20 protein-coding genes and 2 pseudogenes are annotated in these 26,113 nt (G+C 72.3%); 7 read left to right on the top strand and 15 right to left on the bottom strand.

Going from position 1 to position 26,113, the window contains the following annotated elements; translation table 11 throughout:
• Positions 1–12 precede the first annotated feature (12 nt).
• From ACFV46_RS16715 to ACFV46_RS16675, 9 genes and pseudogenes are all read right to left on the bottom strand, one after another.
• A complete protein-coding gene (locus ACFV46_RS16715; RefSeq protein ID WP_361927876.1) occupies positions 13–1,560 on the bottom strand; it encodes an NCS1 family nucleobase:cation symporter-1 in 1,548 nt (515 codons plus the stop codon).
• A 131-nt stretch (positions 1,561–1,691) separates the two neighbouring features.
• Positions 1,692–2,714 (bottom strand): TIGR03842 family LLM class F420-dependent oxidoreductase, encoded by a 1,023-nt coding sequence (locus ACFV46_RS16710; RefSeq protein WP_361927874.1) that lies wholly within the window; start codon positions 2,712–2,714, stop codon positions 1,692–1,694.
• Between the two features lie 11 nt (positions 2,715–2,725).
• A complete protein-coding gene (gene hydA, locus ACFV46_RS16705; RefSeq protein WP_376726973.1) occupies positions 2,726–4,129 on the bottom strand; it encodes a dihydropyrimidinase in 1,404 nt (467 codons plus the stop codon).
• 32 nt (positions 4,130–4,161) lie between these two features.
• Positions 4,162–5,004: a nitrilase-related carbon-nitrogen hydrolase gene (locus ACFV46_RS16700; protein ID WP_062667024.1), complete on the bottom strand. Its 843-nt coding sequence runs from the start codon at positions 5,002–5,004 to the stop codon at positions 4,162–4,164.
• Between the two features lie 155 nt (positions 5,005–5,159).
• Positions 5,160–6,766 (bottom strand): annotated as a pseudogene (locus ACFV46_RS16695) (PucR family transcriptional regulator).
• 38 nt (positions 6,767–6,804) lie between these two features.
• The gene (locus tag ACFV46_RS16690) at positions 6,805–8,088 is read right to left on the bottom strand and encodes an aspartate aminotransferase family protein (protein WP_385498687.1); all 1,284 of its coding nucleotides are present in this window, start codon (positions 8,086–8,088) and stop codon (positions 6,805–6,807) included.
• Positions 8,085–8,927 carry a nitrilase-related carbon-nitrogen hydrolase gene (locus ACFV46_RS16685; protein ID WP_361927864.1) on the bottom strand — a complete coding sequence of 281 codons (843 nt, stop codon included), beginning with the start codon at positions 8,925–8,927 and terminating at the stop codon, positions 8,085–8,087. The genes ACFV46_RS16690 and ACFV46_RS16685 overlap by 4 nt, the downstream gene beginning before the upstream one ends.
• Before the next feature lie 194 nt (positions 8,928–9,121).
• On the bottom strand, positions 9,122–10,474 hold the full coding sequence (locus ACFV46_RS16680) for a hypothetical protein (RefSeq protein ID WP_385498686.1): 1,353 nt from the start codon (positions 10,472–10,474) through the stop codon (positions 9,122–9,124).
• 128 nt (positions 10,475–10,602) lie between these two features.
• Positions 10,603–10,869 (bottom strand): helix-turn-helix transcriptional regulator, encoded by a 267-nt coding sequence (locus ACFV46_RS16675; RefSeq protein ID WP_361927860.1) that lies wholly within the window; start codon positions 10,867–10,869, stop codon positions 10,603–10,605.
• Positions 10,870–10,946: 77 nt separating this feature from the next.
• Here ACFV46_RS16675 and map point away from each other — a divergent pair, with 77 nt between their 5' ends.
• Together map and ACFV46_RS16665 are read left to right on the top strand one after the other, a co-directional pair.
• A complete protein-coding gene (map, locus tag ACFV46_RS16670; RefSeq protein WP_361927857.1) occupies positions 10,947–11,714 on the top strand; it encodes a type I methionyl aminopeptidase in 768 nt (255 codons plus the stop codon).
• Between the two features lie 219 nt (positions 11,715–11,933).
• The gene (locus ACFV46_RS16665; protein WP_385498685.1) at positions 11,934–14,486 is read left to right on the top strand and encodes an ATP-dependent Clp protease ATP-binding subunit; all 2,553 of its coding nucleotides are present in this window, start codon (positions 11,934–11,936) and stop codon (positions 14,484–14,486) included.
• Positions 14,487–14,501: 15 nt separating this feature from the next.
• Here ACFV46_RS16665 and ggt read toward each other — a convergent pair whose 3' ends face one another.
• Entirely contained in the window at positions 14,502–16,304 is a 1,803-nt protein-coding gene (gene ggt, locus ACFV46_RS16660; protein ID WP_385498684.1) for a gamma-glutamyltransferase, read from the bottom strand.
• A gap of 142 nt (positions 16,305–16,446) precedes the next feature.
• Here ggt and ACFV46_RS16655 point away from each other — a divergent pair, with 142 nt between their 5' ends.
• Together ACFV46_RS16655 and ACFV46_RS16650 are read left to right on the top strand one after the other, a co-directional pair.
• Positions 16,447–17,205, top strand: coding sequence for a hypothetical protein (locus tag ACFV46_RS16655; RefSeq protein ID WP_385498682.1), 759 nt, complete (start codon positions 16,447–16,449; stop codon positions 17,203–17,205).
• Positions 17,206–17,320: 115 nt separating this feature from the next.
• On the top strand, positions 17,321–18,889 hold the full coding sequence (locus ACFV46_RS16650; protein WP_385498681.1) for a CocE/NonD family hydrolase: 1,569 nt from the start codon (positions 17,321–17,323) through the stop codon (positions 18,887–18,889).
• Between the two features lie 423 nt (positions 18,890–19,312).
• Here the strand turns inward: ACFV46_RS16650 and ACFV46_RS16645 are convergent, their stop codons facing one another.
• Positions 19,313–19,720: a DUF6278 family protein gene (locus tag ACFV46_RS16645; RefSeq protein ID WP_361927845.1), complete on the bottom strand. Its 408-nt coding sequence runs from the start codon at positions 19,718–19,720 to the stop codon at positions 19,313–19,315.
• Positions 19,721–19,884: 164 nt separating this feature from the next.
• Between ACFV46_RS16645 and ACFV46_RS16640 the strand changes: the two genes are divergently transcribed.
• The gene (locus ACFV46_RS16640; RefSeq protein ID WP_385498679.1) at positions 19,885–21,678 is read left to right on the top strand and encodes an SGNH/GDSL hydrolase family protein; all 1,794 of its coding nucleotides are present in this window, start codon (positions 19,885–19,887) and stop codon (positions 21,676–21,678) included.
• A gap of 16 nt (positions 21,679–21,694) precedes the next feature.
• Here ACFV46_RS16640 and ACFV46_RS16635 read toward each other — a convergent pair whose 3' ends face one another.
• The 4 genes and pseudogenes from ACFV46_RS16635 to ACFV46_RS16620 form a co-directional block, all read right to left on the bottom strand.
• Positions 21,695–22,474 (bottom strand): exodeoxyribonuclease III, encoded by a 780-nt coding sequence (locus ACFV46_RS16635; RefSeq protein WP_385498678.1) that lies wholly within the window; start codon positions 22,472–22,474, stop codon positions 21,695–21,697.
• 57 nt (positions 22,475–22,531) lie between these two features.
• A complete protein-coding gene (locus tag ACFV46_RS16630; protein WP_385498677.1) occupies positions 22,532–23,167 on the bottom strand; it encodes an MBL fold metallo-hydrolase in 636 nt (211 codons plus the stop codon).
• A gap of 33 nt (positions 23,168–23,200) precedes the next feature.
• Positions 23,201–24,499, bottom strand: coding sequence for a 4-carboxymuconolactone decarboxylase (gene pcaC / locus ACFV46_RS16625; protein ID WP_361927835.1), 1,299 nt, complete (start codon positions 24,497–24,499; stop codon positions 23,201–23,203).
• Positions 24,500–24,502: 3 nt separating this feature from the next.
• Positions 24,503–24,628 (bottom strand): annotated as a pseudogene (locus ACFV46_RS16620) (hypothetical protein); the annotation flags it as partial.
• Here ACFV46_RS16620 and ACFV46_RS16615 point away from each other — a divergent pair.
• Positions 24,581–25,249 carry a GNAT family N-acetyltransferase gene (locus tag ACFV46_RS16615; protein WP_385498772.1) on the top strand — a complete coding sequence of 223 codons (669 nt, stop codon included), beginning with the start codon at positions 24,581–24,583 and terminating at the stop codon, positions 25,247–25,249. The pseudogene ACFV46_RS16620 and the gene ACFV46_RS16615 sit on opposite strands and share 48 nt — an antisense overlap.
• 190 nt (positions 25,250–25,439) lie before the next feature.
• Positions 25,440–26,093, top strand: a complete 654-nt coding sequence (locus ACFV46_RS16610) for a GntR family transcriptional regulator (protein WP_361927830.1) — start codon at positions 25,440–25,442, stop codon at positions 26,091–26,093.
• Positions 26,094–26,113 lie beyond the last annotated feature (20 nt).

Raw genomic sequence — 26,113 nt, 5'->3', positions numbered from 1 at the left:
CCACGGCACTCGTCAGGACTCGGCGGGCTCCTTGCGGCCGCCCATCAGCACGACGTACAGCACGAGCGAGGTGGCCAGGCCCACCGCCCAGCCGTAGTCGGCGAGCGGCTTGAGGAACGGGATCAGTCCGTCGGCCGGGAACGGCCCGTTCCGGCTGCCGTCGGCGCCCACCCCGGAGTACGAGCCGCCGACCGCGAGGACACCGCCCACCAGGAAGGCGGCGATGGCCCGCCAGTTCCAGCCGGACGAGTACCAGTAGCGTCCGCCGGGGGTGTACAGGTCCGCGAGGTGCAGGACCGTGCGGCGCACGATCCAGTAGTCGGCGATGAGGATGCCGGCGACCGTGCCGAGCAGACCACCGACGACGCCGAGCCAGGTGAAGATGTAGAACTCGGGCGTGGAGATCAGCTTCCACGGGAAGATCAGGATGCCGACGACACCCGTGATCAGCGCGCCCGTACGGAAGTTGATGAGTTTGGGGGCCAGGTTCGCCAGGTCGTACGCCGGGGAGACGACGTTGGCCGCGATGTTCACCGAGACGGTGGCGATCAGGACGACGACCAGCGCGAACAGCAGACCGAAGGCGCTGTCGGTCTTCGCGGCCAGCGCGACCGGGTCCCAGATCGCCTCGCCGTAGACCGCCTCGGAGCCGGAGGTGACCAGGACGGCGAGGACGGCGAACAGGGTCATGGTGGTGGGCAGGCCCAGCGACTGGCCCCAGGTCTGGGCGCGCTGGCTGGAGCCGAAGCGGGTGAAGTCGGGGATGTTCAGGGACAGCGTGGCCCAGAAGCCGATCATGCCCATCAGGGAGGGGAAGAAGACCGGCCAGAAGTCGGCGCCCCAGCCGAGCTTGGAGGGCTGGTCGAGCAGCGCGCCGAAGCCGTCCGCCTTGACGGCGATCCAGATCAGCAGCACGAACGCGCCGACGATCACGAAGGGCGCGGCCCAGTTCTCGAAGTGCCGCAGGAAGTCCATACCGCGGTGGATGATGGCGATCTGCACGGCCCAGAACAGCAGGAAGCACAGCCACAGCGGCCAGGGGTTGCCGGCGATCTGCCCGGCGTTCTCCCAGTGCCCGCCGGTGAGTTTGGAGCCGAGGGCGAAGATGCCGCTGCCGCCGATCCAGGTCTGGATGCCGAACCAGCCGCAGGCCACGGCCGCGCGGATCATCGCCGGGATGTTGGCGCCGCGCAGCCCGAAGGAGGCGCGCGCGAGGACGGGGAACGGGATGCCGTACTTGGGTCCGGCGTGCCCGGTGGCCAGCATCGGCAGCAGCACGATGACGTTGGCGAGGGCGATGGTGAAGACGGCCTGCTTCCAGTCCATGCCGAGGGCGACCAGGCCGGAGGCCAGGGTCCAGCTGGGGATGCAGTGCGCCATGGAGATCCACAGCGCCGCGAAGTTGTACGTCGTCCACTTGCGCTCGGCGACCGGGACGGGACGCAGGTCCTCGTTGGCGAAGGGGCTGTCGGAGGGGAACGCCTCGGGGGCGAGTTCGACGCGGCCGCCGGGGAGGGCGGTCTGCGGTATGGATGACCCCGTGGGGACTGTGTCTGTCATGGGCAGGCCAATCAATCGGGCGGGACGGGAGAGGCCGTGCGGGGCCCCAGCGCCCTCCCCCCGGAGCGGCGGGGAGGGTGACGAGGGGTGGGGGGTCGGGTGCAGCCGTACTGCGAACGCGCCGGGGAGGACTAGGAGTTGACGGCGGGGATGACCGACGAGCCGTACGCGTCGATCACGGCTTCCTGCGCGTCGTGCATGTCGTAGACGGCGAACTGGTCGACGCCGAGCTCACGCAGCGCGTTCAGCTTCTCGATGTGCCGCTCGACCGGCCCGACGAGACAGAACCGGTCGACGATCTCGTCGGGGACGAAGGCGGTGTCGGGGTTGTCGGCCCGTCCGTGGTGGGAGTAGTCGTACCCCTGCCGGGCCTTGATGTAGTCGGTCAGCTCCTCGGGGACGGCCGAGGAGTGCTCGCCGTACTTGGCGACCAGGTCGGCCACGTGGTTGCCGACCATCCCGCCGAACCAGCGGCACTGCTCACGGGCGTGGGCGAGCGCCCCGGGCGAGTCGTCCTCGGTGACGTAGGCGGGGGCGGCGACGCAGATCGTCACCTCGGACGGGTCGCGGCCCGCGGCGGCCGCCGCGTCCTTGACCGCCTTCACCATGTACTCGGTCAGATAGAGGTCGGCCAGCTGGAGGATGAACCCGTCGGCCTCCTCACCGGTCATCTTCAGTGCCTTCGGGCCGTACGCCGCCATCCACACCGGGAGTTCGGCACCCGGCTTGATCCAGGGGAACCGGACGACCGTGCCGCCGCCGAGGTCGGCCTCCCGCCCGCTGCCGAGCGCCCGGATGACCTTCATGGCCTCGCTGATCCGGGCCAGGGTGTTGGGCTTGCGCCCGGCCACCCGCATCGCCGAGTCGCCGCGGCCGATCCCGCACACCGTGCGGTTGCCGAACATGTCGTTCAGCGTGGCGAAGGTCGAGGCGGTCACCTCCCAGGTGCGGGTGCCCGGGTTGGTGACCATCGGGCCGACCTTCAGGTGCCGGGTCTGCGCCAGGATCTGGCTGTAGATGACGAACGGCTCCTGCCACAGCACGGCCGAGTCGAAGGTCCAGCCGTGGGTGAACCCGTTGTCCTCGGCGCGCTGCATCAGCTCGACGACCCGTGAGGCGGGCGGGTCCGTCTGCAGGACGAGTCCAAAGTCCATGTGCTCCGCTCCTAGTTCAGGTACTGACAGGTGGAGCGGGGCGTGTAGACACCGTGCCCGGCACGGCCGGTGTACTCCCGCTCGGTGATGACGGGCTCGCCGCGCGAGAGGACCGTCTCGACCCGGCCGGTGGTCCGCCGGCCCTCGTACGCCGAGTAGTCGACGTTCATGTGGTGGGTCTCGGCGGACATGACCTGCTCGGCGTGCGGGTCGTAGATCACGACGTCCGCGTCCGCGCCCGGCGCGAGGGTGCCCTTCTTCGGGTACATCCCGAACATCCGGGCCGGTGTCGCGCAGGCGATCTCGATCCAGCGGCGGCGCGAGATGTGCCCGTCGACCACCGCCTGGTGCAGCAGGTCCATCCGGTTCTCGACGCCCGGCAGGCCGTTGGGGATCTTCGAGAAGTCCCCGCGCCCCAGCTCCTTCTGGCCGACGAAGCAGAACGGGCAGTGGTCGGTGGAGACGACCTGGAGGTCGTTGGTCCGCAGCCCCTTCCAGAGCTGTGCCTGATGCTCCTTGGGCCGCAGCGGCGTCGAGCACACGTACTTCGCGCCCTCGAAGTCCGGCTCCGCCAGGTTGTCGGTGGACAGGAACAGATACTGCGGGCAGGTCTCGCCGAAGACGTTCAGCCCGTCGTCGCGCGCCCTCGCGAGTTCCGCGACCGCCTCCGTCGCCGAGACGTGCACGACGTACAGCGGTGCGCCCGCGACCTGGGCGAGCTTGATGGCGCGGTGGGTGGCCTCCGCCTCCAGCAGGGCCTTGCGCACCTCACCGTGGTAGCGGGGGTCGGTCTCGCCGCGGGCCAGCGCCTGCTCGACGAGGACGTCGATGGCGATGCCGTTCTCGGCGTGCATCATGATCAGCCCGCCGTTCTCGGCGGAGCGCTGCATGGCGCGCAGGATCTGGCCGTCGTCGGAGTAGAAGACACCGGGATACGCCATGAACTGCTTGAACGACGTGACTCCCTCCTCCACCAGCAGATCCATCTCCTTGAGCGTCTCCTCGTTCACATCGGAGACGATCATGTGGAACCCGTAGTCGATCGCGCAGTTGCCCTCCGCCTTGGCGTGCCAGGCGTCCAGGCCCTCGCGCAGGGTGTGGCCCACGCTCTGCACGGCGAAGTCCACGATGGTGGTCGTGCCGCCCCAGGCGGCGGCCCGGGTGCCGGTCTCGAAGGTGTCGGAGGCGAAGGTGCCGCCGAACGGCAGCTCCATGTGGGTGTGGACGTCGACGCCGCCCGGGATGACGTACTTGCCGGTGGCGTCGATGGTCCGGTCGGCGGTCCAGGCCCCGGCGGCCGGGGTGCCGCTCGCGGCGAGGGCGGCGATCCGGCCGTCCTCGATCAGGACGTCGGCGTGCATCTCGTCGGACGCGGTGATGACGAGACCGCCGCGGATGACGGTACGGCTGCTCATTCTCCCTCTCCTACCGTGCTCGGCGCTGGGTCTTACGGGGCGGTGATCGGTCCGTAGGCGTCGGGCCGGCGGTCCCGGAAGAACTGCCAGCGGTCGCGGACCTCGCGGAGCTTCGCCATGTCCAGGTCGCGCACGACGAGTTCGGTCTCCTTGTCGCTCGCGACCTCGCCCACGAACTGCGCCTCGGGGTCCACGAAGTACGTGGTGCCGTAGAAGTCGTTGTCGCCCAGGTCCTCGACGCCCACCCGGTTGATCGCGCCGACGAAGTACTCGTTGGCGACGGCCGCCGCGGGCTGCTCCAACTGCCAGAGGTATCGGGAGAGTCCGCGCGAGGTCGCCGACGGGTTGAAGACGATCTCGGCACCGGCCAGCCCCAGTGCCCGCCAGCCCTCGGGGAAGTGCCGGTCGTAGCAGATGTAGACGCCGATCCGGCCGACGGCCGTGTCGAAGACGGGCCAGCCCAGGTTGCCCGGCCGGAAGTAGAACTTCTCCCAGAAGCCCGGCACTTGCGGGATGTGGTGCTTGCGGTACTTGCCGAGGTACGAGCCGTCCGCGTCGATCACGGCGGCCGTGTTGTAGAGGACCCCGGGCTGCTCCTCCTCGTACACGGGCAGGATCAGGACGATGCCCAGCTCGCGGGCGAGGTCCTGGAAGCGGCGGACGATCGGGCCCTCGGGCACCTGCTCGGCGTACTCGTAGAACGCCTTGTCCTGCACCTGGCAGAAGTACGGGCCGTAGAACAGCTCCTGGAAGCAGAGCACTTGGGCGCCCTGGGCGGCCGCGTCCCGGACCGCCTGCTCGTGCACCTGGATCATCGACTCCTTGTCGCCGGTCCAGGCGGTCTGGAAGAGGGCGGCGCGGATCACTGGGCTCATCGGGACCTCCGGTCGCTCGGTGTGCAGCGAGCGTAGGAAGCCCGGCGATCGGCTTTGAGTGGCACCGTGTCACGTCTGCGGGCGTGGCGCGTACCACGGTGTCACGCTGTCGTGGGCCCATGTTTCACCGCCGTTTTCCCAGGTCATTGCATGTTTCAACCGTGTTGCGCGTCATGCGCGAGGAGTGCGATGTGCACCGAGGCGGCCTGCTCGAAGTCGTCGAGGTCGACCCCGAGCCGGGTCTGTATCGCCTCCAGACGGCGGTACAGCGCGGGCCGCGAGACATGGTGGAGCTGGGCGGTGCGGGACTTGTTGCGGCCGGTGGCGAGGTACGTGCGCAGGACGGCGAGCAGGTCCTCGTCGGGCCGCACAGCAGCCCGTCCAGCTCGCGTTCGGCGAACGACTGCACCTGCGGGTCGTCCCGGAGCAGCCGGATCAGACCGCGCAGATGGACGTCCCGCAGCCGGACGACGGCGGGCAGGTCGAGGGCCGCGGAGGAGTCGGCGACGGCGTCCGCCACGTGCTGGGCCTCGCGCAGTCCGCTGGGCACCTCGTCCCACACGGTCCGGGCGTCGGCGGCGGCCACGACGGTCCGCTCGTCGCCCGCCTCCTTGCGCACCCGGGCCGCGAAGTTGGCGGCGAGCACCCCGGCGTCCTGGTCGCGGGCGAGGCTGAGCAGCACGGCGGTCGCCCCGTCGGCGAGTTCGGCGACGATCCCGGACAGCCCCAGCAGGCGCAGCACCCGTTCCAGCCGGGCGGGCTCACCGTCGCGTACGACGAGCGGGACGAACGTCCGCCGGTTGACGGGCAGTCCGGCGGCCCGTGCGCGGGGCAGCAGCTGACGGGCCGGGACGACGCCGCTGACCAGGTCGGTGAGCAGGCTCTGCGCGGACTGCTCCTCCCAGCTGTGCGCGGCGGTGCCGCCGAGCATCCGGTGCAGGACGACCGCCTCGGCGGCGCGGTCGGCCAGCAGCCGCCCGGTGGCCGTGTCGCCGCGGTACCCGCACAGCACGAGCCGGCCCCAGCGCTCCCCGCGTCCGCCGAGTTCGGCACGGATCCACCCGTCGCCCTCGCCGCCTCCCCCGGAGCCTGAACGGCCTGGGAGGTGCCCCCATGCCTGGCGGGCGATGCGCTCCCAGTCGCGCAGCACGTCGTCCACGGCGGACCGCTCCCCCGCGGTGGCGAGGACGCGGTGGGCGAGGTTGGTGAGGACGACGGGGCAGGCGCTGTGGGAGGCGATCTCGTCGAGCAGGCTCTGTAGCGGGGCCCCGCCGGTGATGAGCGCGGTCAGCGCGGTCCGCACCGACTCCGAGAGGCTGACGGCGGCGAACTTGCGCCGCACCAGACGGGACTGGACCTCCTCGGTCAGCTCGGCGAACGGGAAGGGCCGGTGCAGGACGATCATGGGCAGCCCGCACCGCTCGGCGGCCCGGCGCATCACGGCGGGCGGGGCGGGGAACGCGCGGCCGAGGCCCAGGACGAGGGCGGCGGCCTCCGCCCGGTGCAGCGAGCGGACGTACTCGGCCTGCTTCTCCTCGTCCCCGGCGAGAAGCACCCCGGTGGTCAGCACCATCTCGCCGCCGCTGAGCATCACGCCGACGTCCGGGGCCTCGGCGACGTGCACCCAGCGCACCGGCCGGTCGAGCCGGCCGGCCGCGGCCACCACCTCGGGCTCGCCGGCCAGCACCCGCTCCAGCGTGAGGACCTGACGGACCGACAGCGCGGGCTGGAGGACGTCCCAGGGCTCCGGGGTGGTGGTCATGACGGTGTTCCCTCGCTCGGGGGTCCGGGCGGCGCCCGCTACAGGCTCCGCAGGGCGCTCTCCAGGATCGCGGCGCCCTCCTCGGCCTCGGCCACGGTGAGCGTGAGCGGCGGGGCGATGCGCAGGGCACTGGTGTCGTGGCCGCCGCCCTTGCCGATGAGCAGGCCGCCGGCGCGGGCCGCCTCCAGCACGGCGGACGCGGCCGCCGGGTCGGCCTCGTCGGTGCCGGGCCGGGTCAGTTCGATGCCCAGCATCAGACCGCGCCCGCGGACCTCCCGTACGTGGGGCACCTGGGCGGCGACGCCCCGCAGCCGCTCCCGCAGCAGCCCGCCGACCCGCCGGGCGTTGCCCTGCAGGTCGTGCTCCAGCAGATACGCCAGGTTGGCCAGGCCGGCCGCCATGGTGATCTGGGTGCCGCCGAAGGTGGAGATACTGTTGGCGTCCAGGCAGTTCATGACCTCGGCGCGGGCGACGACCCCGCCGATGGACATGCCGTTGCCGATGCCCTTGGCGAAGGTGAGGATGTCGGGCGGGCCGGAGCGGGCGTGCGCCTGCCAGCCCCAGAAGTGGTCGCCGGTGCGGCCCCAGCCGGTCTGCACCTCGTCGGCGATCCACAGGACGCCGCGTTCGGCGAGCACCTCGCGGAAGGCGGCGTACAGGCCGTCGGGTCCGGAGGTGAAGCCGCCGACGCCCTGGACCGGTTCGGCGATCAGCGCGGCGGGCGGCCGGGTGTGCCCGAGGACGTCCTTGAGGTCGGCGACGCAGGCGGCGATGAACGCCTCGTCGTCGAGGTGCGCGAACGGGCCGCGGGTGCGCACGCCGCCGTGCACGTAGAGCGTCTGCAGCGGGGACAGCGAGGTGGGCGACCAGCCGCGGTTGCCGGTGATGCCGACGGCGCTGAAGGAGCGGCCGTGGTAGCTGTTGCGCATCGCGAGGACGGTGTTGCTGCGGCGGTAGGTGGTCGCGAGCAGCAGCGCGGTGTCATTGGCCTCGGTGCCGGAGGTGGTGAAGAAGACACGGGCGTCCGGGATGCCGCTCAACTCGGCGATGCGCTCGGCGAGTTCGACCATGGGCCGGTTGAGGTAGAGGGTGGAGGAATGCAGGATGCGGCCGGCCTGCTCGCTGATCGCCTTGGTGACCTCGGGCAGGGCGTGCGCGGTCATCGTGGTGAGGATGCCGCCGAAGAAGTCGAGGTAGCGGTTGCCGTCGGCGTCCCAGACGTGGCGGCCCTCGCCGTGGGTGATCTCCAGCGGCTCCTCGTAGTAGAGGGCGAGCCAGTCGGGCAGGACGGCGTGGTGGCGTCCCAGCAGGTCCTTGGTCACGGCTGCACCAGCCCTTCGTAGGCGTCGGGGCGGCGGTCGCGGTAGAACGCCCACTGCTGCCGCACTTCCTCGATGACGTCGAAGTCGAGGTCGCGGACGAGGAGTTCCTCCGCCTTGTCGCCGGCGACCTCGCCGACGAACTGTCCGCGCGGGTCGACGAAGTACGACGTCCCGTAGAAGTCGTTGTCGCCGTACTCCTCGACGCCGACGCGGTTGATCGCGGCGACGAAGTACTCGTTGGCGACGGCCGCCGCGGGCTGCTCCAGACGCCAGAGGTAGGAGGACAGGCCCCGGTGGGTGGCGGACGGGTTGTAGACCAGCTGGGCGCCGTTCAGGCCGAGTTGGCGCCAGCCCTCCGGGAAGTGCCGGTCGTAGCAGATGTAGACGCCGACCTTGCCGACGGCGGTGTCGAAGACCGGCCAGCCGAGGTTGCCGGGCTTGAAGTAGTACTTCTCCCAGAAGCCCTTGACCTGGGGGATGTGGTGCTTGCGGTACTTGCCGAGGAAGGTTCCGTCGGCGTCGATCACGGCCGCGGTGTTGTAGTAGAAGCCGGACTGCTCGACCTCGAAGACGGGTACGACGATCACCATGCCGGTCTCGCGGGCGAGGTCCCGCATCCGCTGTACGGTCGGCCCGTCGGGGACCGGCTCGGCCCAGGCGTAGTGCTCCGGCTCCTGGACCTGGCAGAAGTACGGAGCGTTGAAGACCTCCTGGAAGCCGATGATCTTCGCGCCCCGGCGGGCCGCCTCCCGGGCGTGCTCCTCGTGTTTCGCCACCATGGACTCGGTGTCGCCGGTCCAGGTGGCCTGGACCAGAGCGGCACGAACGACGTTGGCCATGAGCTGCTCCTTCGACGGGACGTCAGAGCCTCTACGCCCGTAGAGGGGGCCGTAGAGGCTCGAAAGTAAGCCCCTGGAACAGCCTTGCCAAGACCATCGTCGTTAACCCGCTGACTCCATCTCGTTTCACACTCCTGAGGGTGACGGATGGGGCCGGTGGGAGGGATGCGGCGGGTGGGGTCCGGCCCTCCCGGTCAGGCGGTGAAGCCCGCGACCCGCAGGGCGTGGACCAGGTCCCAGTACCGCTCGTCGGAGACGCCCCGGGCCGCGTCCAGCAGCAGCGGCACCAGCATCCCGGGGTCGGCGACGGCGCTGCGGGCGGCCTCCTCCGGGGTGCGGACGCGGACGTACGCGTCGAGCAGCACCCGGACCTCCCGGTGCCGTCCCTCGGCGGCCAGGCCCAGCACGGCACGCCCTGTCTCGGGCGCGGGCCGCACCACGCCCTCCCGCAGGATGCGCTGCCCGTCCTCGGCGTGTCCGGCGGCCGTCAGGGCGTCGGCGGCGGCCACCAGGCGGTCGGCGGGCAGGGAGGCCGCCTCCCACAGCAGGGTCGCCCAGTCGGCGGCGAGCCCGGCGTGCCGCATCTCGGCGGCGAGCAGCGGGAAGCGGACGGCGGGCCAGTAGGCGATCTCCACGAGCAGGGCGTGCGCCTCGCCGGTGCGTCCGGCGCCGCGCAGCCGCCGCAGCGCCTCCACCGTGGCGAGGACGTCCTCGCGGTCGGCCGCACCGAGTTCCCCGGCTGCCGGCCGGGGCGGGGCCCCGGGCGGCTCCTCGGCGACGCCGGCGAACCGGGCGCCCCGCGGTGTTCCGCGCCCGCCGGCGGCCGGCGCGGGCAGCGGCTCCTCGATGGCCGGCGGTACGGCGACGGGGCCGGTGTCCTCCTCGGCGGCCCCGGCGAACCGGGCGCCGCCCCGGCGGCGTCTGCGCTGCTTGGGGACGGTCGGGGCGGGGTCGGGGGAACGCCCACCCGTGGGTTCGTCCGGCTGTAAGGCAGCCCCGTCCGGCTCCGCTGCGGGGATGTGGCCGCGCGGGGGCTGGTCGCGGTGGTCGAGGGCCGCCATGCGGCGGCGCAGCTCCTCGCAGCGGGCGCTCGCGCGTGCGTGGTCGTCGCGGGCCCAGGCGAGGTCCAGGCGCAGGGCGTCGGCCTGGGCCCGGGTCGTCGCGGAGGCGAGGGCGTGCTCCAGGGCCGTACGGCGTTCGGCGGCGTACCGCTGTTCGCGGAGCATGACGTCGAGGCGGTCGCCGAGGGCGTCGCGTCCGCCGGGCCGGGCATCCTGGGCGGCGACGGCGGCGGTGTGCAGCGCGCGGGCCTGTTCGGCGTAGGGGGCCGCGGCGTCCGTGCCGTACCGGGCGGCGAGGTCGCCGAGCAGGGACTCCATGACGTCCCAGGGCGGCACCTCGCGGCCGTCGAGGCAGGCGCGCATGCCCTCCGGGTCGCGTTCCCAGAACACCCCGCACCAGCCGCCGCCCTGGTCGAGGCGTGCCAGAAGCCCGTCCAGACAGTTCGCGAACTCCCGGACCGCGGCCGGGAGTTGTTCCACCGACATCGCCCAACTCCCGCCAGACCGGAACACTCCGGTCCGTCAGGCAACACCAGTCGTGTTACGAACGCGCTACGGGGAGTTTTCCGGCGGGACGCGGTGTGCGCTCGCCCCACCGGAGGGTGACGGAGGCGTCAGGCCGCGGCCTCGGCGCCGTCCTCGGGCGCGCACCGGCCGACCAGGTCGTCCATGGACAGGCCGAGGGCCGTCGCGAGCGCGGCCACGGTGAAGAAGGCGGGGGTGGGGGCGCGTCCCGTCTCGATCTTCCGCAGGGTCTCGGCCGAGACGCCGGCCCTCGCCGCGATCTCCGGCATGCTGCGGTCGCCGCGGGCCTCGCGGAGCAACCGGCCGAGCCGCTCGCCGCGTTCGCGCTCTTCTGGCGTGAGAGGGGTGCGCACCATGGCGCCCATTCTAATACCGCTCCCCTGTCGCACCCCTCCCACCCGGACCCCATTCAAATACCGGTATAGTAATTGGCATGGTGGAACTGAAGACGGACACGGCGATCGACGAGATGCGGGTCGCGGGGCAGGTGGTGGGCCGGGCGCTCACCGCGGTGCGTGAGGCAGCCGACGTGGGCGTGTCCCTGCTGGAGCTGGACGAGGTGGCACGCGGGGTGCTCCGGGAGGCCGGCGCGACGTCGCCCTTCCTCGGGTACCGCCCCTCCTTCGCGCCCGTGCCCTTCCCCGCGGTCATCTGCGCCTCGGTCAACGACGCGATCGTGCACGGCGTCCCGGACGGCTACCGGCTGCGCGACGGGGACCTGGTCTCCATCGACTGCGGCGCCCAGCTGGGCGGCTGGGCCGGCGACTCGGCGATCAGCTTCGTCGTCGGCACCCCGCGCCCCGCCGACGTCCGGCTGATCGAGACGGTGGAGCGGGCCCTGGCGGCCGGCATCGAGGCGGCCGTCGTCGGCAACCGCATCGGCGACATCGCGCACGCGATCGGCTCGGTGTGCCGGTCGGCGGGGTACGGCGTCCCGGACGGCTTCGGCGGGCACGGCATCGGCCGCCGGATGCACGAGGACCCGTCCGTGCCGAACGAGGGCCGGCCGGGCCGGGGCATGCCGCTGCGGCACGGCCTGGTCCTCGCGATCGAACCGATGGTCACCGCGGGCGGCCGCGACGAGTACCACGCGGCCCCGGACGGCTGGACCCTGCGGACGAACGACGGGTCCCGCGCCGCCCACGCCGAGCACACCGTCGCGATCACCGCGGACGGCCCGCGCATCCTCACGGCACGCTGACCCGGGGCGTGTTCCGGAAGCGGACTTTCGGAACACGCCCCGGCCCCGCCGCGGGGGTACCCCCACGGCACCGGCTGGAGGTGCCCCCGCCCATCGATCGTGCGAAGGTGTTCTACGAACGCGGCCAGGTGTAACCGGCGCCCGCCGGGGTTACCCGACTCCGGCAGTCGATCAGCGAGGGCGACCCTGCCCGCGCAGGGACGCCGGATGGGAACGCCCATGACCAGTGGCTTCAGTGGTCCGGACGACTACGACCCCTTCGGAGAATTCCTCGCCCGCTTCTTCGGCGGACCGCGACCGGGGCCCCGCCAGATCGACATCGGACGGCTGCTCAGCCAGCCGGCCCGGGAGCTGGTGAGGGGGGCCGCCCAGTACGCGGCCGAGCACGGCAGCAGGGACCTGGACACCCAGCACCTCCTGCGGGCCGCCCTGTCCGCCGAGCCGACCCGGAGTCTGCTCAGCCGGGCGGGCGCGGACCCCGACTCCCTCGCCACGGAGATCGACGAGCGCTCGGGACCCGTCCAGCATCCGCCGGGCGAGGTCCCGCCGCCCACCTCGCTCTCCCTCACGCCGGCCGCCAAGCGGGCGCTGCTGGACGCACACGACCTGGCCAGGACGCGCGGCGCCGGGTACATCGGCCCGGAGCACGTGCTCAGCGCCCTCGCCGCGAACCCCGACTCGGCCGCCGGGCACATCCTGAACGCGGCCCGCTTCGCCCCGACCGGCGGGCCCCCCGACACCCCGGAGGCGGCGCAGCCCCGGCCGGGCACCGACCAGCGGCCGCGCGTCGACACGGGCACGCCCACTCTCGACAAGTACGGCCGTGATCTGACCGACCTCGCCCGGCAGGGCCGGATCGACCCGGTCATCGGGCGCGACGAGGAGATCGAGCAGACCGTCGAGGTGCTCTCCCGGCGCGGCAAGAACAACCCGGTGCTCATCGGTGACGCCGGCGTCGGCAAGACCGCGATCGTGGAGGGCCTGGCCCAGCGGATCACCGACGGGGACGTGCCGGACGTGCTCAGCGGCCGCCGGGTGATCGCGATGGACCTCACCGGTGTCGTCGCGGGCACCCGCTACCGGGGCGACTTCGAGGAGCGCCTCACCACCATCGTGGACGAGATCCGCGCCAACTCCGACCGGCTCATCGTCTTCATCGACGAGCTGCACACCGTCGTCGGCGCCGGAGGCGGCGGCGAGGGCGGCGCCATGGACGCCGGCAACATCCTCAAGCCGGCGCTGGCCCGCGGCGAGCTGCACATCGTCGGCGCGACCACGCTGGAGGAGTACCGCAGGATCGAGAAGGACGCCGCGCTCTCCCGCCGCTTCCAGCCGATCCTCGTCCCCGAGCCGACCACCGCGGACGCCGTCGAGATCCTGCGCGGCCTGCGCGACCGCTACGAGGCCCACCACCAGGTCCGCTACAGCGACGAGGCGCTGGTGGCCGCCGTGGAGCTGTCCGACCGCTATCTCACCGACCGCCGGCTGCCCGACAAGGCGATCGACCTGATCGACCAGGCGGGCGCCCGCGTCCGGCTGCGCTCACGGACCAAGGGCACGGACGTGCGGGCCATGGAGCGCGAGGTCGAGCAGCTGACCCGCGACAAGGACCAGGCCGTCGCCGACGAGCAGTACGAGCAGGCGACGCATCTGCGGGACCGGATCGTCGAGTTGAAGCAGCGCATCGCGGACGCCGGCGGTGACGTCGAGGTCGACGAGGGCATGCATCTGACGGTCACCACGGAGAACATCGCCGAGGTGGTGTCCCGGCAGACCGGCATCCCGGTGAGCAGCCTCACCGAGGAGGAGAAGGACCGGCTGCTCGGTCTGGAGGAGCATCTGCACGAGCGGGTGGTCGGCCAGGACGAGGCGGTGCGCGTGGTCTCCGACGCCGTGCTGCGCTCACGGGCCGGCCTCGCGAGCCCGGACCGGCCGATCGGCAGCTTCCTGTTCCTCGGCCCGACCGGCGTCGGCAAGACCGAGCTGGCCCGGGCGCTCGCCGAGGCGCTGTTCGGCAGCGAGGACCGCATGGTCCGGCTCGACATGAGCGAGTACCAGGAACGGCACACCGTCAGCCGGCTGATCGGCGCCCCGCCCGGATACGTCGGGCACGAGGAGGCCGGCCAGCTCACCGAGGTGGTGCGGCGGCACCCGTACTCGCTGCTGCTGCTCGACGAGATCGAGAAGGCCCACCCGGACGTCTTCAACATCCTGCTCCAGGTGCTCGACGACGGCCGGCTCACCGACTCGCAGGGCCGCACGGTGGACTTCACCAACGCGGTCATCGTGATGACCAGCAACCTCGGCTCGGAGGCGATCAGCAGGGGCGGCACCGGGATCGGCTTCGGCTCGGGCGACGGGCAGGCCGACGAGGACGCCCGCACCGAGCGCATCCTGCGCCCGCTGCGCCAGCAGTTCCGGCCCGAGTTCCTCAACCGGATCGACGAGATCGTCGTCTTCCGCCAGCTCACCACCGAGCAGCTGACGAGCATCACCAACCTGATGCTGGACAAGACCCGCCGGATGCTGCACGCCCAGGGCGTCACCGTCGACTTCACCGACGCGGCCGTGGACTGGCTGTCCGAGCGCGGCTACCAGCCCGAGTACGGCGCCCGCCCGCTGCGCCGCACCATCCAGCGGGAGGTCGACAACCAGCTCTCCCGGCTGCTGCTCGACGGCCGGATCGGCGAGGGCGGCCGGGTCACCGTGGACGTGGCGGACGGGCGGCTGGACTTCCGCACGGAGGAACTGCCGCCCGCACCCGAGTTGTGAGCCTCGCGCCCGGCGTCAGCGCGCCGGGCGCACCACCATCGCGGAGCCGCCGCCGCGCCGGACCTTCTCGGCGGCGGCCAGCCACCGGCCGTCCGGCAGCCGCTGCACACCGGTGGCCGCGCCGATCTCCGGGTTGAGCCGGAAGGCATGCCCGATGGCCTCCAGGCGGGCACGCGACGGGCTGTCGTACAGGCCCGGTTCCAGTTCGGTGGTGGCCGCGTTGCGCTGGCTGGCGCGGGGCGCGGCGATCGCGTCGACGAGCGGCAGCCCCCGGTCGAGGAAGCCGGTGAGCGTCTGCAGCACGGTGGTGATGATGGTGGCTCCGCCGGGCGATCCGAGCGCCACGACGGGCTTGCCGTGCCCGTCCAGGACGATCGTCGGGGACATCGAGGAGCGCGGACGCTTGCCCGGGCCCGGCAGGTTCGGGTCGTGGACGGCGGGGCTCGCCGGGGCGAAGGAGAAGTCGGTCAGCTCGTTGTTCAGCAGGAAGCCGCGGCGGGGCACCGTGATGCCGCTGCCGCCGGTCTGCTCGATGGTGAGCGTGTAGGACACGACGTTGCCCCACTTGTCGGCCACCGTGAGGTGGGTGGTGCTGTCGCCCTCGTAGGTGGTGGGGGCGGCCGTGCCGCGCGCGTCGCAGGCGGCGGGGTGGCGGGGGTCGCCGGGCGCGACGGGGCTGGTGAGCACCGCGTCGTCCTTGATGAGGCAGGCCCGTGAGTCGGCGTACCGCTGCGACAGCAGCTCCTTCGTCGGTACGTCCTCGAAGGCGGGGTCGCCGACCCAGCGGCCGCGGTCCGCGAAGGCGATCCGGCTGGCCTCGATGTACCGGTGCAGATAGCGGACGTCGCTCGCGCGGGAGAGGTCGGTCCGCTCCAGGATGTTGAGGGCCTCCCCGACGGTCGTGCCGCCGGAGGAGGACGGCGCCATGGAGTAGACGCCGAGACCGCGGTAGGTGGTCTTCGTCGGCGCCTGCGCCCGGACGCGGTAGGTCGCGAGGTCCTTCGCTGTGAGGTCGCCTGGCCGCGCCTTCCAGCCCGAACCGGGGTCGACGGGCGGCGTGTTGACCGTCCGTACGATGTCCCGCGCGAGGTCGCCGCGGTACAGCTCGCCCACGCCCTTGCGGGCCAGCTCGGCGTAGGTGCGGGCGAGGTCGGGGTTCTTGAAGGTGGAACCCACGACGGGCAGGCGGCCGTTCGGCAGGAACAGCTTGGCGGTGTCCGGGAAGTAGCGGAACCGCGTCTCGTTGGAGGCGGTCTGCGACCGGAACGTCTCGTCGACGGTGAAGCCGTCGCGGGCCAGCCGTTCGGCCGGCTTCAGGACCGTGCCGAGGCGCTTGCTGCCCCAGGCGTCCAGGGCCTTCTGCCAGGTGGCGGCCGTGCCGGGGGTGCCGACGCTCAGCCCGCTGGTGACGGCGTCGGCGAAGGGGATCGCGGAGCCGTTCTCCAGGAACAGTCCGGAGTCGGCGCTGAGCGGCGCGGTCTCCCGGCCGTCGAGGGTGCGCACCGAACGGGACGTGGCGTCGTAGTAGACGAAGTAGCCGCCTCCGCCGACACCGGCCGAGTAGGGCTCGGTGACGCCGAGCGCGGCGGCGGTGGCGACGGCGGCGTCGACCGCGTTGCCGCCCTTGCGCAGGATCTCGATGCCGGCGGCGGTGGCGTCGGCGTCGACGCTGGCCACCGCTCCGCCGTAGCCGGCGGCCACCGGCACCTTCTCCACGGGCCGTGCGCCCCCGGTGCCGGGCGGCGCCGCCGCCCCCACCGAGACCACGGCGGCCGAGACCGCCAGGACCGACAGTTTCCGCGCGACACGGCGACGCATCCGCACCTCCAGTCAGGGCTGTCCGCGCAGCGTAACCGCATCCCCGGGGTCCCGACAGACCCCCTCGTAGGACTGTCACGCGAACGCCATGTGTCGAACACCGGTACGTACCAACGGTGTCGGCCCGCTACCATGCGCGCCCATGAATGACGACGTGCGCAACATCGTCCTGGGCGTGGTCGCGGCCGGTATCAGCGCCGCGCTCGGCTGGCTGGCCCGCACCTATCTGTGGAGGCGGAGACTCCGCCGCAAGCAGGCGTTCTTCGGCCTGCCCGAGAACGCGGAATCGCTGCTCGTGGTCAACCGCGGGGCGGGCGGCCCCGAGCTGACGGTGATGCGCTACGACGTGTTCGCCCTGCTCGAACTCGCGGCCCTGATCAAGGACTGCCATGCCCACGCGCAGATCATCCCGCACGACGCGGCGCGGCAGGGCTTCGGCGAGCGCACCGAGTTCTGCGTGGGAGGGCCGGCCTCCAACCGCCGTATGGCCGCGCATCTCACCTCGCTGCTGCCGGGGGTGCGGGTGAACACGGACGCCGAACCGGGCCCGGAGCGGGGGTCGTTCCAGATCGGCTCGGAGCGCTACCAGGTGGAACCCGGCAAGGAGGAGTACGCGCTGCTCGCCCGGATCACCGTCGGCCAGAGCCAGGGGCCGCGCCCCGTCTTCCTGTTCTGCGGTCAGACCGCCATCACCAATCAGGCGGCCACCCGTTATCTCGCCCGCAACCACGAGCGACTGTCGCGCAAGCACGGCAACGGCTCGTTCGTGCTGCTGCTGAAGATAGTCAACTCCCAGGCGTACGGGCCGGACGTGGTCGAGCTGGTCGCCGACGTCACGCGGGCGGCACAGACGGCGTTGCCCACCCCCGCGCCTGCGCGCAATAGCCACCGCGCCTCTTGAGGTACATCACATTCCATTAATCGTTACTGGCACGTAACTTACCGACGGGTTACTTACGGTAAACGGCCGCGGTTACCGTCGGGTCACTTTGCACGCAACCAGTGAGGAGTGACCCGTGGGAATCCAACGCCCTGCCCCGCGCACGACCGCCGTGGGCATCGTCGCCGCGACCCTCGTCGCCGGTGGCGCCCTCGGGTCCGCCCCGGCGGCCCAGGCGGCCCCGAACGGCGTCCGGTTCGTGGACATCACCGGCGACGGCGGCATCACGCTGAAGGCCAACGTCGTCACGCCGTCCGGCGCCTCCGCCGGGAGCCGCCACCCGCTGCTCGTCCTGCCCACGAGCTGGGGCCTGCCCCAGGTCCAGTACTTCGCGCAGGCGCAGAAGCTCGCCGACTCGGGCTACATCGTGGTCAGTTACAACGTCCGCGGCTTCTGGCAGTCGGGCGGTGAGATAGAAGTCGCCGGGCCACCGGACATAGCCGACGCTTCCAAGGTCATCGACTGGGCCCTGGCCAACACCCCGGCCGACCCGCGGCACATCGGCATGGCGGGCGTGTCGTACGGGGCCGGGATCAGCCTGCTCGCCGCCGCGCACGACAAGCGGGTCCGGGCGGTCGCCGCCCTCAGCGGCTGGGCCGACCTGATCGGCTCGATCTACTCCGGCCGCACCCAGCATGTGCAGGCGGGCGCCCTGCTGGACGGCGCGGGCCGCGTCACCGGACGCGAGAGCGCGGAACTCAAGGGAATCTTCCACGACTTCTACACCTCCGACCTGTCCCGGGAACAGGACCTGATCGACTGGGGGAAGAAACGTTCGGCCGCGACCTATGTGGACCAGCTGAACGACAGCGGCACCGCGGTCATGCTGGCCAACGCCTGGGGCGACACCATCTTCCCGCCCAACCAGTACGCGGACTTCTACGAGAAGCTGACGGGCCCCAAGCGCCTGGAGATGCGCCCCGGCGACCACGCCACCCCGGAGATCACGGGCCTGCTCGGGGTGCCCAACGACGTCTGGAAGGACACCGAGCGCTGGTTCGACCGGCATCTGCGGGGCGAGGACAACGGCATCGACCGCGAACCACCCGTCCAGCTCAAGCCCCGTTCCACCGGCGGCTACGAGGGATACCCGGACTGGAAGTCCGTCGCCGCCACCGAACGCAAGATCTCCCTCGGCGGCTCGACCACCATCCGGACCAACGTCGACTCCGGCGCGGACGGCGGCGTCGTGTTCCTCTCCAGCATCCTCGACCAGGTGGCCCATCTGCCCCCGATGGCCTCGATCCCGCTCCTCCCTCGGCGCTGGGCGGCCGTCTGGCAGTCCGCCAAGTACCCGACGGCACAGCACATCCGGGGGACGGCGAAGCTGCACACCACCGTCACCCCGACCGAGGAGAGCGGCACCCTCGTCGCCTATCTGTACGACGTGGGCCCGCTCGGCCTCGGCAAGCTGGTCAGCAACGCGCCGTACACCTTCCACGGGCGCACGCCCGGGCAGCCGTTCGGTCTGGACCTGGAGCTGTACTCCACGGCCTGGGACGTCCCGGCCGGGCACCGCCTCGCCCTGGTCGTCGACACGGTCGACCCGCTCTACATCGAGCACAACCCGTCCGGCGCGCGGCTGACCTTCTCCTCACCGGCGGACGACCCGTCGTACGTGTCGATCCCCCTGCGCGAGCAGTGATCTCCGGCCGGCGCCGGGCGGGTATGGCTCTGTGACTGCTGCCCCCTGCCGCCCCGTGGTCCCGGGGCCGTGGGGGGTTCCCCACCCGGCAGCAGCGTCCCTGGTCGCGGCCGGGGCCACCTCCATGGCCCTGGGGACGGACGAATCATCGTAGTCGAGGTCGCGGCGGGCGTGGATCGCGGTGAGGGAAAACCCCCTTGACCACGCCCGCGCCGCCCTCCCGTACGGGCGGCTCGCCTTCGTATGTGTCGACGTCACGCGGTTCGGCCATCGGATCGCCGGTCATGCCCAGCCCCAGTCCTCTTCAGCTGTGATGCGGTGGCCGCAAACTATCCAGGCCGGAGGGGACTCGACGCACGACACGCACTTTTCGGGCATAAGCCGTATTTACGCCGCTCTTATCCGGAAGCGCAGGTCAAAGCCTTACGTCTCGGCCGCCTCCCCGTACCACTGCGACAGTTCGGGAACCCCGTTGCCCGCCCACTCGTGCCCGGCGGCCACGACGTCGAACTCCCGTCCAGAGGCGAGCCGTACGACCGGCTGGCCGTCGGGCCGGATCATCCAGGCGGCCCCCCGCACCGTGCGCACGAGGACCGTGCCCAGGTAGAGCCCCGCGTCGTTGCCGAGCCACGGCAGGATCTCCGCGTCGTCCCGCCAGCGCGGCAGCAACTGGTCGAGCGCCTCCAACGACTCGGCACTGTCGTCCAGTCGCACTCCCGCGCGGGAGGCGAGGGACCTCAACAGCTCGCACTCGGCGAGGAGTTCGGCGATGCCCTCGGGGTCGACGGCTCCGCGTTTCTCCGGCCGGCCGCCCAGAAAAGGGATCTTCATACCTCCAGCGTGTCATTCGCACGGCCGAACGCACCACAGGCGCGCGGACCGCCGATTCGGGTCGAGTTCACGCCGAGTTCGCGCATGGCGCGTTGACGGGTCACCGCTGCCTCCCTACGTTCTCGGTGCGTCACGCGTCTCAGCGGAACCACGCGTCCGAAGTCATGTGCGGTCGTGACCGGGAGGAGTCGAAGGTGCGCCGACGCAGGTGGAGTTCCGCCGTCGTCCTGGCCCTCTTCACCATGCTGGTGCCCGGCATCCCGGCGCACGCGGCCACCGCCCGCGGACCCGGCCCCCAACCGCTGGAACGGCTCTTCGACAACACGGCCGTCAGCGACGACACCCGGCCCGCCGAGGCCGACTTCGACGGCTCGGGCGCCTCGCTGTCCGCGCAGGCCCTCGCCGCCGCCGGCTGGACACCGGGCCGCGCGCTCACCGTTCAGGGTGCCGAGCTGACCTGGCCCGGCCGGGGCGGCGCCCCGGACAACGTACGGGCCGCCGGGCAGGAGGTGCGGCTGCGGGGCCATGGCGACGCCCTCGCCTTCCTGGTGGCCGGCACGGGCGGCACCGACGTGACCGGCGCCGGTGCCGTCACCTACGCCGACGGCACCCGGTCCGCGTACGCCCTCACCGCCCCCGACTGGCGCACCGGCCCGCTCGCCACGAAGGCGGTCGCCCTGACGCGCCTCAACACACCCGGCGGCCCGCTCGCCCAACAGCCCCGGCTGTACGTCGTGACGGTGCCCCTCGCGGCCGGGCGCGAGGTCGCCTCGGTACGGCTGCCGCAGGCGCCCGCGATGCATGTGTTCGCGCTCGCCGTGCGCGCCCCCGCGACCGGCTGGACCGGCAGCTGGGCGACCGCCGCCGGGGGCCATCCGGCTGTCGGCCCCTGGACGGACCGGACGCTGCGGCTCGTGGTGCACACCTCGGTGGGCGGGCCACGGGTGCGGCTGCGGTTCGACAACACGTTCGCGGCGGGGCCGGTGCGGATCGGGAGCGCGACCGTGTCCGTGCAGGGTGCGGGCGCGGAGGCGGCGGGCACGCCGGCGCGCGTCTCCTTCGGCGGGGCGCGGGGCGTGCGGATCCCGGCGGGCGCCCAGGCGTACAGCGATCCGCTGGGCTTCCGGGTGCCGGAGGACGCGCATCTGCTGGTGAGCTTCCATCTCCCCGGGACCGTGCCGGCGGCGCCCGTGCACCGGCTCGCGCAGCAGCGGTCGTATGTGAGCGAGCCGGGTGACCACACGGGGGACGTCTCGGCGGCGGCCTTTCCGACCGTCCTGACCAGCTGGCCGCTGCTGACCGGGGTCGACGTGTCCGGCGGTCCCGGTTCCGTGGTGCTCCTCGGCGACTCCATCACCGACGGCGACCGCTCGACGCCGGACGCCGACCGGCGGTGGCCGGACGTGCTCGCGGACCGGCTGCGCGGCCAGAGCGACGTGCCGCGCTACGGCGTGCTCAACGAGGGGATCTCCGGCAACCGCGTGGTCTCCGACCGGTACCCCGGTGACGGCGTCTCCACCGACACCTCCGGGGTGAGCGCGCTGCACCGCTTCGACCGGGACGTCCTGGCGCAGACGTCGGTGCGGACGGCGGTGGTGTTCGAGGGGATCAACGACGTGCGCTGGCAGGCCACGGCCGAGCAGGTCGTCGCCGGGCTGCGGACGCTCGCCGAACGCGGGCACGCGCACGGGCTGCGGATGCTGGCGGCGACGATCCTGCCCTGCGAGGGCGAGGCGCGCTGCACCCCGGCCGTCGACGTCGAGCGGGCCAGGATCAACGCCTGGATCCGCGGGGCGGGCGTCTTCGACGGGGTGCTCGACTTCGACGCCGTGGTGCGCGACCCGGCGCATCCCGCACGGATGCTGCCGGCCTACGACAGCGGCGACCATCTGCACCCCGGCGACGCGGGGCTCGCCGCGCTGGCCGGGTCGGTGGACCTGCGCTCACTGGTGCCGTGAGGCCCGCAGGGGCTTCCTAGACGTCCAGGTCGACCACGACGGGGGCGTGGTCGGAGGCGCCCTTGCCCTTGCGCTCCTCACGGTCCACGTAGGAGTCGCCGACGGCCTTCGCGAACGCCTCGTTGCCGTACACGAGGTCGATGCGCATGCCGCGGTTCTTCGGGAAGCCGAGCTGGCGGTAGTCCCAGTACGTGAAAGGCTGGTCGTACTTCAGGGGGCGCGGGACCACGTCCGTCAGGCCCGTCTCGCGCAGGGAGGCGAGCGCGGCGCGCTCGGCCGGGGTGACGTGCGTGGAGCCCTCGAACGCGGCCCGGTCGAAGACGTCGTCGTCCGTCGGCGCCACGTTGTAGTCGCCCATCACCGCGAACGGGCGGCTGCCGGCCGCGTCCCCGGCGACGGCCGCCTTGAGGGCCTCGAACCACTGGAGCTTGTACGCGTAGTGGGGATGGCCCACCTCGCGGCCGTTCGGCACGTAGACCGACCAGACGCGGACCGGGCCGCAGGTCGCGGAGATCGCGCGCGGCTCCACGGAGCCGTCGTAGCCGGGGTCGCCGGGCAGGCCCTTGACGACGTCCTCGATGCCGACGCGGGAGAGCACCGCCACCCCGTTCCACCGGCCGGTGGCGTGGACCGTCGCCTCGTAGCCGAGGTCGCGCAGCGCGTCGAAGGGGAACTGCTCCTCGGCGACCTTGGCCTCCTGCAGGCACAGCACGTCGGTGCCGCTGCTCTCCAGCCAGGCGAGGAGCCTGGGCAGGCGGGCGGTGATCGAGTTCACGTTCCAGGTCGCGATACGCATGCCTCACAACCTACCGGGCGGGTCCGACAACGCGGTCCCGCCCGGGGTGCGGCCCCCTCACACCTCGGCCGAGTCCCCGGGGCCGAGCCGCAGGTGGTCGGTGCCGCCGAGAGCACCGATCTGGCGGTCGTAGATCGGGCGGGCCAGGTCGGTGAGAAGGGCGTCGTGGATGTCGTACGCGCGCTGCGGCTTCAGCTCGCGGACGTAGTCGATGACCTCGGAGATCTTGTTCCACGGGGCCATGACCGGGAGCATCAGCGTCTCCACGCGCCGGGCGGGCACGGTCAGGGCGTCGCCCGGGTGGAAGACCCTGCCGGCGTCCACGAGGTAGCCGACGTTGGTGATGCGCTGGATGTCCGGGTGGATGACGGCGTGCAGCTCGCCGTGCACCTCGACGTCGAAGCCGGCGGCGGTGAACGTGTCGCCGTGGCCGACGGTGTGCACGCGGCCGGGAAAGGCCGCCGAGAGCTGCTCCGCGACGGACCTCAGCGTCCAGATCTCGGTCGCCGGGTCGGCCTCCAGGGCCGCGCGCAGACGTCCCTCGTCGAAGTGGTCGGGGTGCTCGTGGGTGACGAGGATCGCCTCGGCGCCGGCCGTGGCGTCCCACTCCGTGAACCCGCCGGGGTCGATGACGAGCGTCCGGCCGGACTTCTCCAGCCGCACGCACGCGTGCGACTTCTTCGTGAGCTTCATGGGTCCATCCTGACGCGCGCGGGCGGCGGACGTTCACCCCTCCGGCGTGGTCTCCTCACGGATGACCTGCTGGGCGACCTTGAACGCGCTGTTCGCCGCCGGGACACCGCAGTAGACGGCGGCCTGGAGCAGCACCTCCTTGATCTCGCCGGGGGTGAGGCCGTTGCGCAGGGCGGCCCGCGTGTGGGCGGCCAGCTCGTCCAGGTGCCCGCCCGCGACGAGCGCGGTGAGGGTGACGCAGCTGCGGGTGCGCCGGTCGAGGCCGGGCCGGTCCCAGACCTCCCCCCAGGCGTACCGGGTGAGCAGCTGCTGAAAGTCGCCGGAGAACTCGTCGGCCTGCGCGAGGGTCTGGTCGACGTGCGCGTCGCCGAGGACCTCACGGCGGACCTTGATCCCGGCGTCGTACGGGTCCGGACGGCCCGCCGTCTGCGGCGGGGCGGCGGCGGCCGGGGCGATCTCGGCGATGGGCGCGGGCTGCACGGGCGCGGCGACCGGGGCCGGGCGGACGGGCGCGGCGACCACGGCGAGCTGCCCGGTGGTGTCGTAGGCGGGCTGCCACGCGGTGGAGAAGTGCCGCACCAGCAGGTCGGTGACGGCGGCGGGCTGCTCGACGGGCACGAGGTGGGAGGCGCCGGGGACGACCGCGAGCCGGGCGTCGGGTATCCCGGCGACCAGGGTGCGGGCCTCGGCGGGCCCGGTGACCTGGTCGTCGGAGCCGACGAGGACGAGGGTGGGCACGGTGACGCCGGCGAGCTGCGGCCGTACGTCGAAGGAGGCGAGGGCCTCGCAGGCGGCGATGTAGCAGCCCGGGTCGGTGGTGCGCACCATCTGGACGGCCCACTCGGTGATGGCGGGCTGCGCGGCCGCGAATCCGGAGGTGAACCAGCGGTCGGGCGAGGTGCGGGCGATCGGGTCGAGGCCGTTCGACCGCACGATCACGCCCCGCTGCCGGAACTCGTCGGCGGTGCCGAAACGCGGGGAGGCGGCGATCAGGGCGAGCGACGCGACGCGCTCGGGGTGGCGCAGCGCCAGTTCGATGCCGACCGCGCCGCCGAGCGCGCACCCGGCGTACCCGAAGCGCTGCACGCCGAGTCCGTCGAGGGTGGCGAGCAGGCGCTGGGCGAGGTCGGTGACGGAGCCGGCCGGGTGGGCCGGGGCGCCGCCGTGCCCGGGGAGGTCGAAACGGAAGACACGCCACTGCTGGGTCAGCTCGGGGACCTGCCGGTCCCACATGTGCCAGGTGGTGCCCAGTGAGGGACCCAGGATGAGGACCGGAGCGTCTTCTGGTCCGTCGAAGCGGTATTGCAGGGGGGTCGGTGGTGTCTCACTCACGCGTCAGACCCTCTCACGTCTCGCGGACGCCCCTATAACGCGGGGGCGCGGGAAACCGGTGCGGTGCAGGGCGGCGTTGGCCTGCCGGTCGCCGCCGTAGTTGAGCCGGCGCGTGCGCCGTCGGCCGGAGGAGTACTCGACGGGGCTGACTCCGCAAAGTCTCCCATGGTGATCAGCAAGGTGACTGCGCTCGGCGCTGTTGACGACCGTGTGTGCTCACGCAGCACGTCCCCGTCCACACCGCCGCCGGGCTGGGAGCCCGTCTTCAGCCTGGCGGGCCGTCAGTTGATCTGGTCCGGCGGTCCCCTTCCCGACCGGCGCGGCGCCGAGCCCGACAGCGACACGGTCGTACTGGGCAAGGTCGACGTACCCGAGATGCTCGACCTTGTCGCCCGGACCGAGCCGGGGCCCTTCTGGTCCCGCACCCACGAACTCGGCACCTACCTGGGTGTCAGGGTCGACGGCGCCCTCGTGGCGATGGCCGGGGAGCGCCTGCGGCCCCCGGGATGGACGGAGATCAGCGCCGTCTGCACCGCCCCCGAGGCACGGGGCCGAGGCCACGCCACCCGCTTGGCACGTGCGCTCGCCGCACGCATCCTGGCGCGCGGCGACCGTCCTTTCCTGCATGTCGCCGAGACGAACACCGGCGTCATCGCGCTGTACGAGCACCTCGGCTTCACGACACCGCCCCCCTCGGCGATTGTGCGGGCAGGCCCATGCCGGCAACCGGGCAGCGCGGCTCACGGCTGAGCCAAGAGCTAGCCACCGACACCGTCACAACGGCCACTCCGCCCCCCTTCGCCGACTACCTGACGAGAGCCATTGGCGCCGCCTGCCGCATCCGCCGCGACGCGCCCCGCTCTCAAGAATGAGAACAGAATCGTTGACAATTCTGTTGCCCTAGATTTAGCGTCGACAGGCACTCACTCAGGGAGGGCAGATGCCGAAGGAAGCCCGTCCAGGCTCCGGAGAGCAGGCCAAGCAGTACGCGCTGGAGCGACTCAGGAAGGCGATCCTGCAGGGCGAGATGGCGCCGGCCCAGCGGCTGGTGGAGAACGAACTCGCCGAGAGCTACGGCGTCACGCGTGCCAGCATGCGTGCCGCACTGCTCGACCTGACCTCCGAGGGGCTGGTCGAGCGGATCCGTAACCGCGGTTCGCGGGTGCGCGTAGTGACGGTCGAGGAGGCCGTGGAGATCACGGAGTGCCGGATGGCGCTCGAGGGGCTGTGCGCGGCCAAAGCGGCGACCGCGGCCACCGACGCGCAGCTCGATGAGCTGAACGACCTGGGCAAGGCCATGTCCAAGGCGGTCGCCGACGGCGATCCGGTCACCTACTCCGAGCTCAACCACGACCTCCACGGCTTGATCCGGGACGCCTCCGGCCAGCACACGGCCGTCGGTCTCCTGGAGCGGCTCAACGCCCAGCTGGTGCGCCACCGCTTCCAGCTGGCGCTGCGGCCGGGCCGTCCGCAGCAGTCCCTGAGTGAGCACCTGGCCCTGATCGAAGCGATCAGGTCCAGGGATCCGCAAGCGGCCGAGACGGCCGTGCGCGCCCATCTCAGCAGCGTGATCGACGCCCTGCGCGCCGACTGACACGCGCTCCCGGGGCGGGT

Origin of the sequence: Streptomyces sp. NPDC059852 (assembly GCF_042731455.1) — a bacterium.
GTDB lineage: Bacteria > Actinomycetota > Actinomycetes > Streptomycetales > Streptomycetaceae > Streptomyces.
Note: the sequence above shows the minus strand (reverse complement) of the source record. Positions and strands in the feature narration are given on the sequence as shown.

What these genes read in the sequence shown, in the direction of transcription:
- ACFV46_RS16635 (WP_385498678.1), bottom strand. Translation starts at nt 22,474, where the DNA reads ATGCGTATCGCGACCTGGAACGTGAACTCGATCACCGCCCGCCTGCCC.
- ACFV46_RS16675 (WP_361927860.1), bottom strand. Translation starts at nt 10,869, where the DNA reads ATGGTGCGCACCCCTCTCACGCCAGAAGAGCGCGAACGCGGCGAGCGG.
- ACFV46_RS16610 (WP_361927830.1), top strand. Translation starts at nt 25,440, where the DNA reads ATGCCGAAGGAAGCCCGTCCAGGCTCCGGAGAGCAGGCCAAGCAGTAC.
- ACFV46_RS16685 (WP_361927864.1), bottom strand. Translation starts at nt 8,927, where the DNA reads ATGGCCAACGTCGTTCGTGCCGCTCTGGTCCAGGCCACCTGGACCGGC.
- map (WP_361927857.1), top strand. Translation starts at nt 10,947, where the DNA reads ATGGTGGAACTGAAGACGGACACGGCGATCGACGAGATGCGGGTCGCG.
- ACFV46_RS16645 (WP_361927845.1), bottom strand. Translation starts at nt 19,720, where the DNA reads ATGAAGATCCCTTTTCTGGGCGGCCGGCCGGAGAAACGCGGAGCCGTC.
- ACFV46_RS16715 (WP_361927876.1), bottom strand. Translation starts at nt 1,560, where the DNA reads ATGACAGACACAGTCCCCACGGGGTCATCCATACCGCAGACCGCCCTC.
- ACFV46_RS16640 (WP_385498679.1), top strand. Translation starts at nt 19,885, where the DNA reads ATGTGCGGTCGTGACCGGGAGGAGTCGAAGGTGCGCCGACGCAGGTGG.
- hydA (WP_376726973.1), bottom strand. Translation starts at nt 4,129, where the DNA reads ATGAGCAGCCGTACCGTCATCCGCGGCGGTCTCGTCATCACCGCGTCC.
- ACFV46_RS16665 (WP_385498685.1), top strand. Translation starts at nt 11,934, where the DNA reads ATGACCAGTGGCTTCAGTGGTCCGGACGACTACGACCCCTTCGGAGAA.
- ACFV46_RS16655 (WP_385498682.1), top strand. Translation starts at nt 16,447, where the DNA reads ATGAATGACGACGTGCGCAACATCGTCCTGGGCGTGGTCGCGGCCGGT.
- ACFV46_RS16710 (WP_361927874.1), bottom strand. Translation starts at nt 2,714, where the DNA reads ATGGACTTTGGACTCGTCCTGCAGACGGACCCGCCCGCCTCACGGGTC.
- ACFV46_RS16630 (WP_385498677.1), bottom strand. Translation starts at nt 23,167, where the DNA reads ATGAAGCTCACGAAGAAGTCGCACGCGTGCGTGCGGCTGGAGAAGTCC.
- ACFV46_RS16700 (WP_062667024.1), bottom strand. Translation starts at nt 5,004, where the DNA reads ATGAGCCCAGTGATCCGCGCCGCCCTCTTCCAGACCGCCTGGACCGGC.
- ggt (WP_385498684.1), bottom strand. Translation starts at nt 16,304, where the DNA reads ATGCGTCGCCGTGTCGCGCGGAAACTGTCGGTCCTGGCGGTCTCGGCC.
- ACFV46_RS16680 (WP_385498686.1), bottom strand. Translation starts at nt 10,474, where the DNA reads ATGTCGGTGGAACAACTCCCGGCCGCGGTCCGGGAGTTCGCGAACTGT.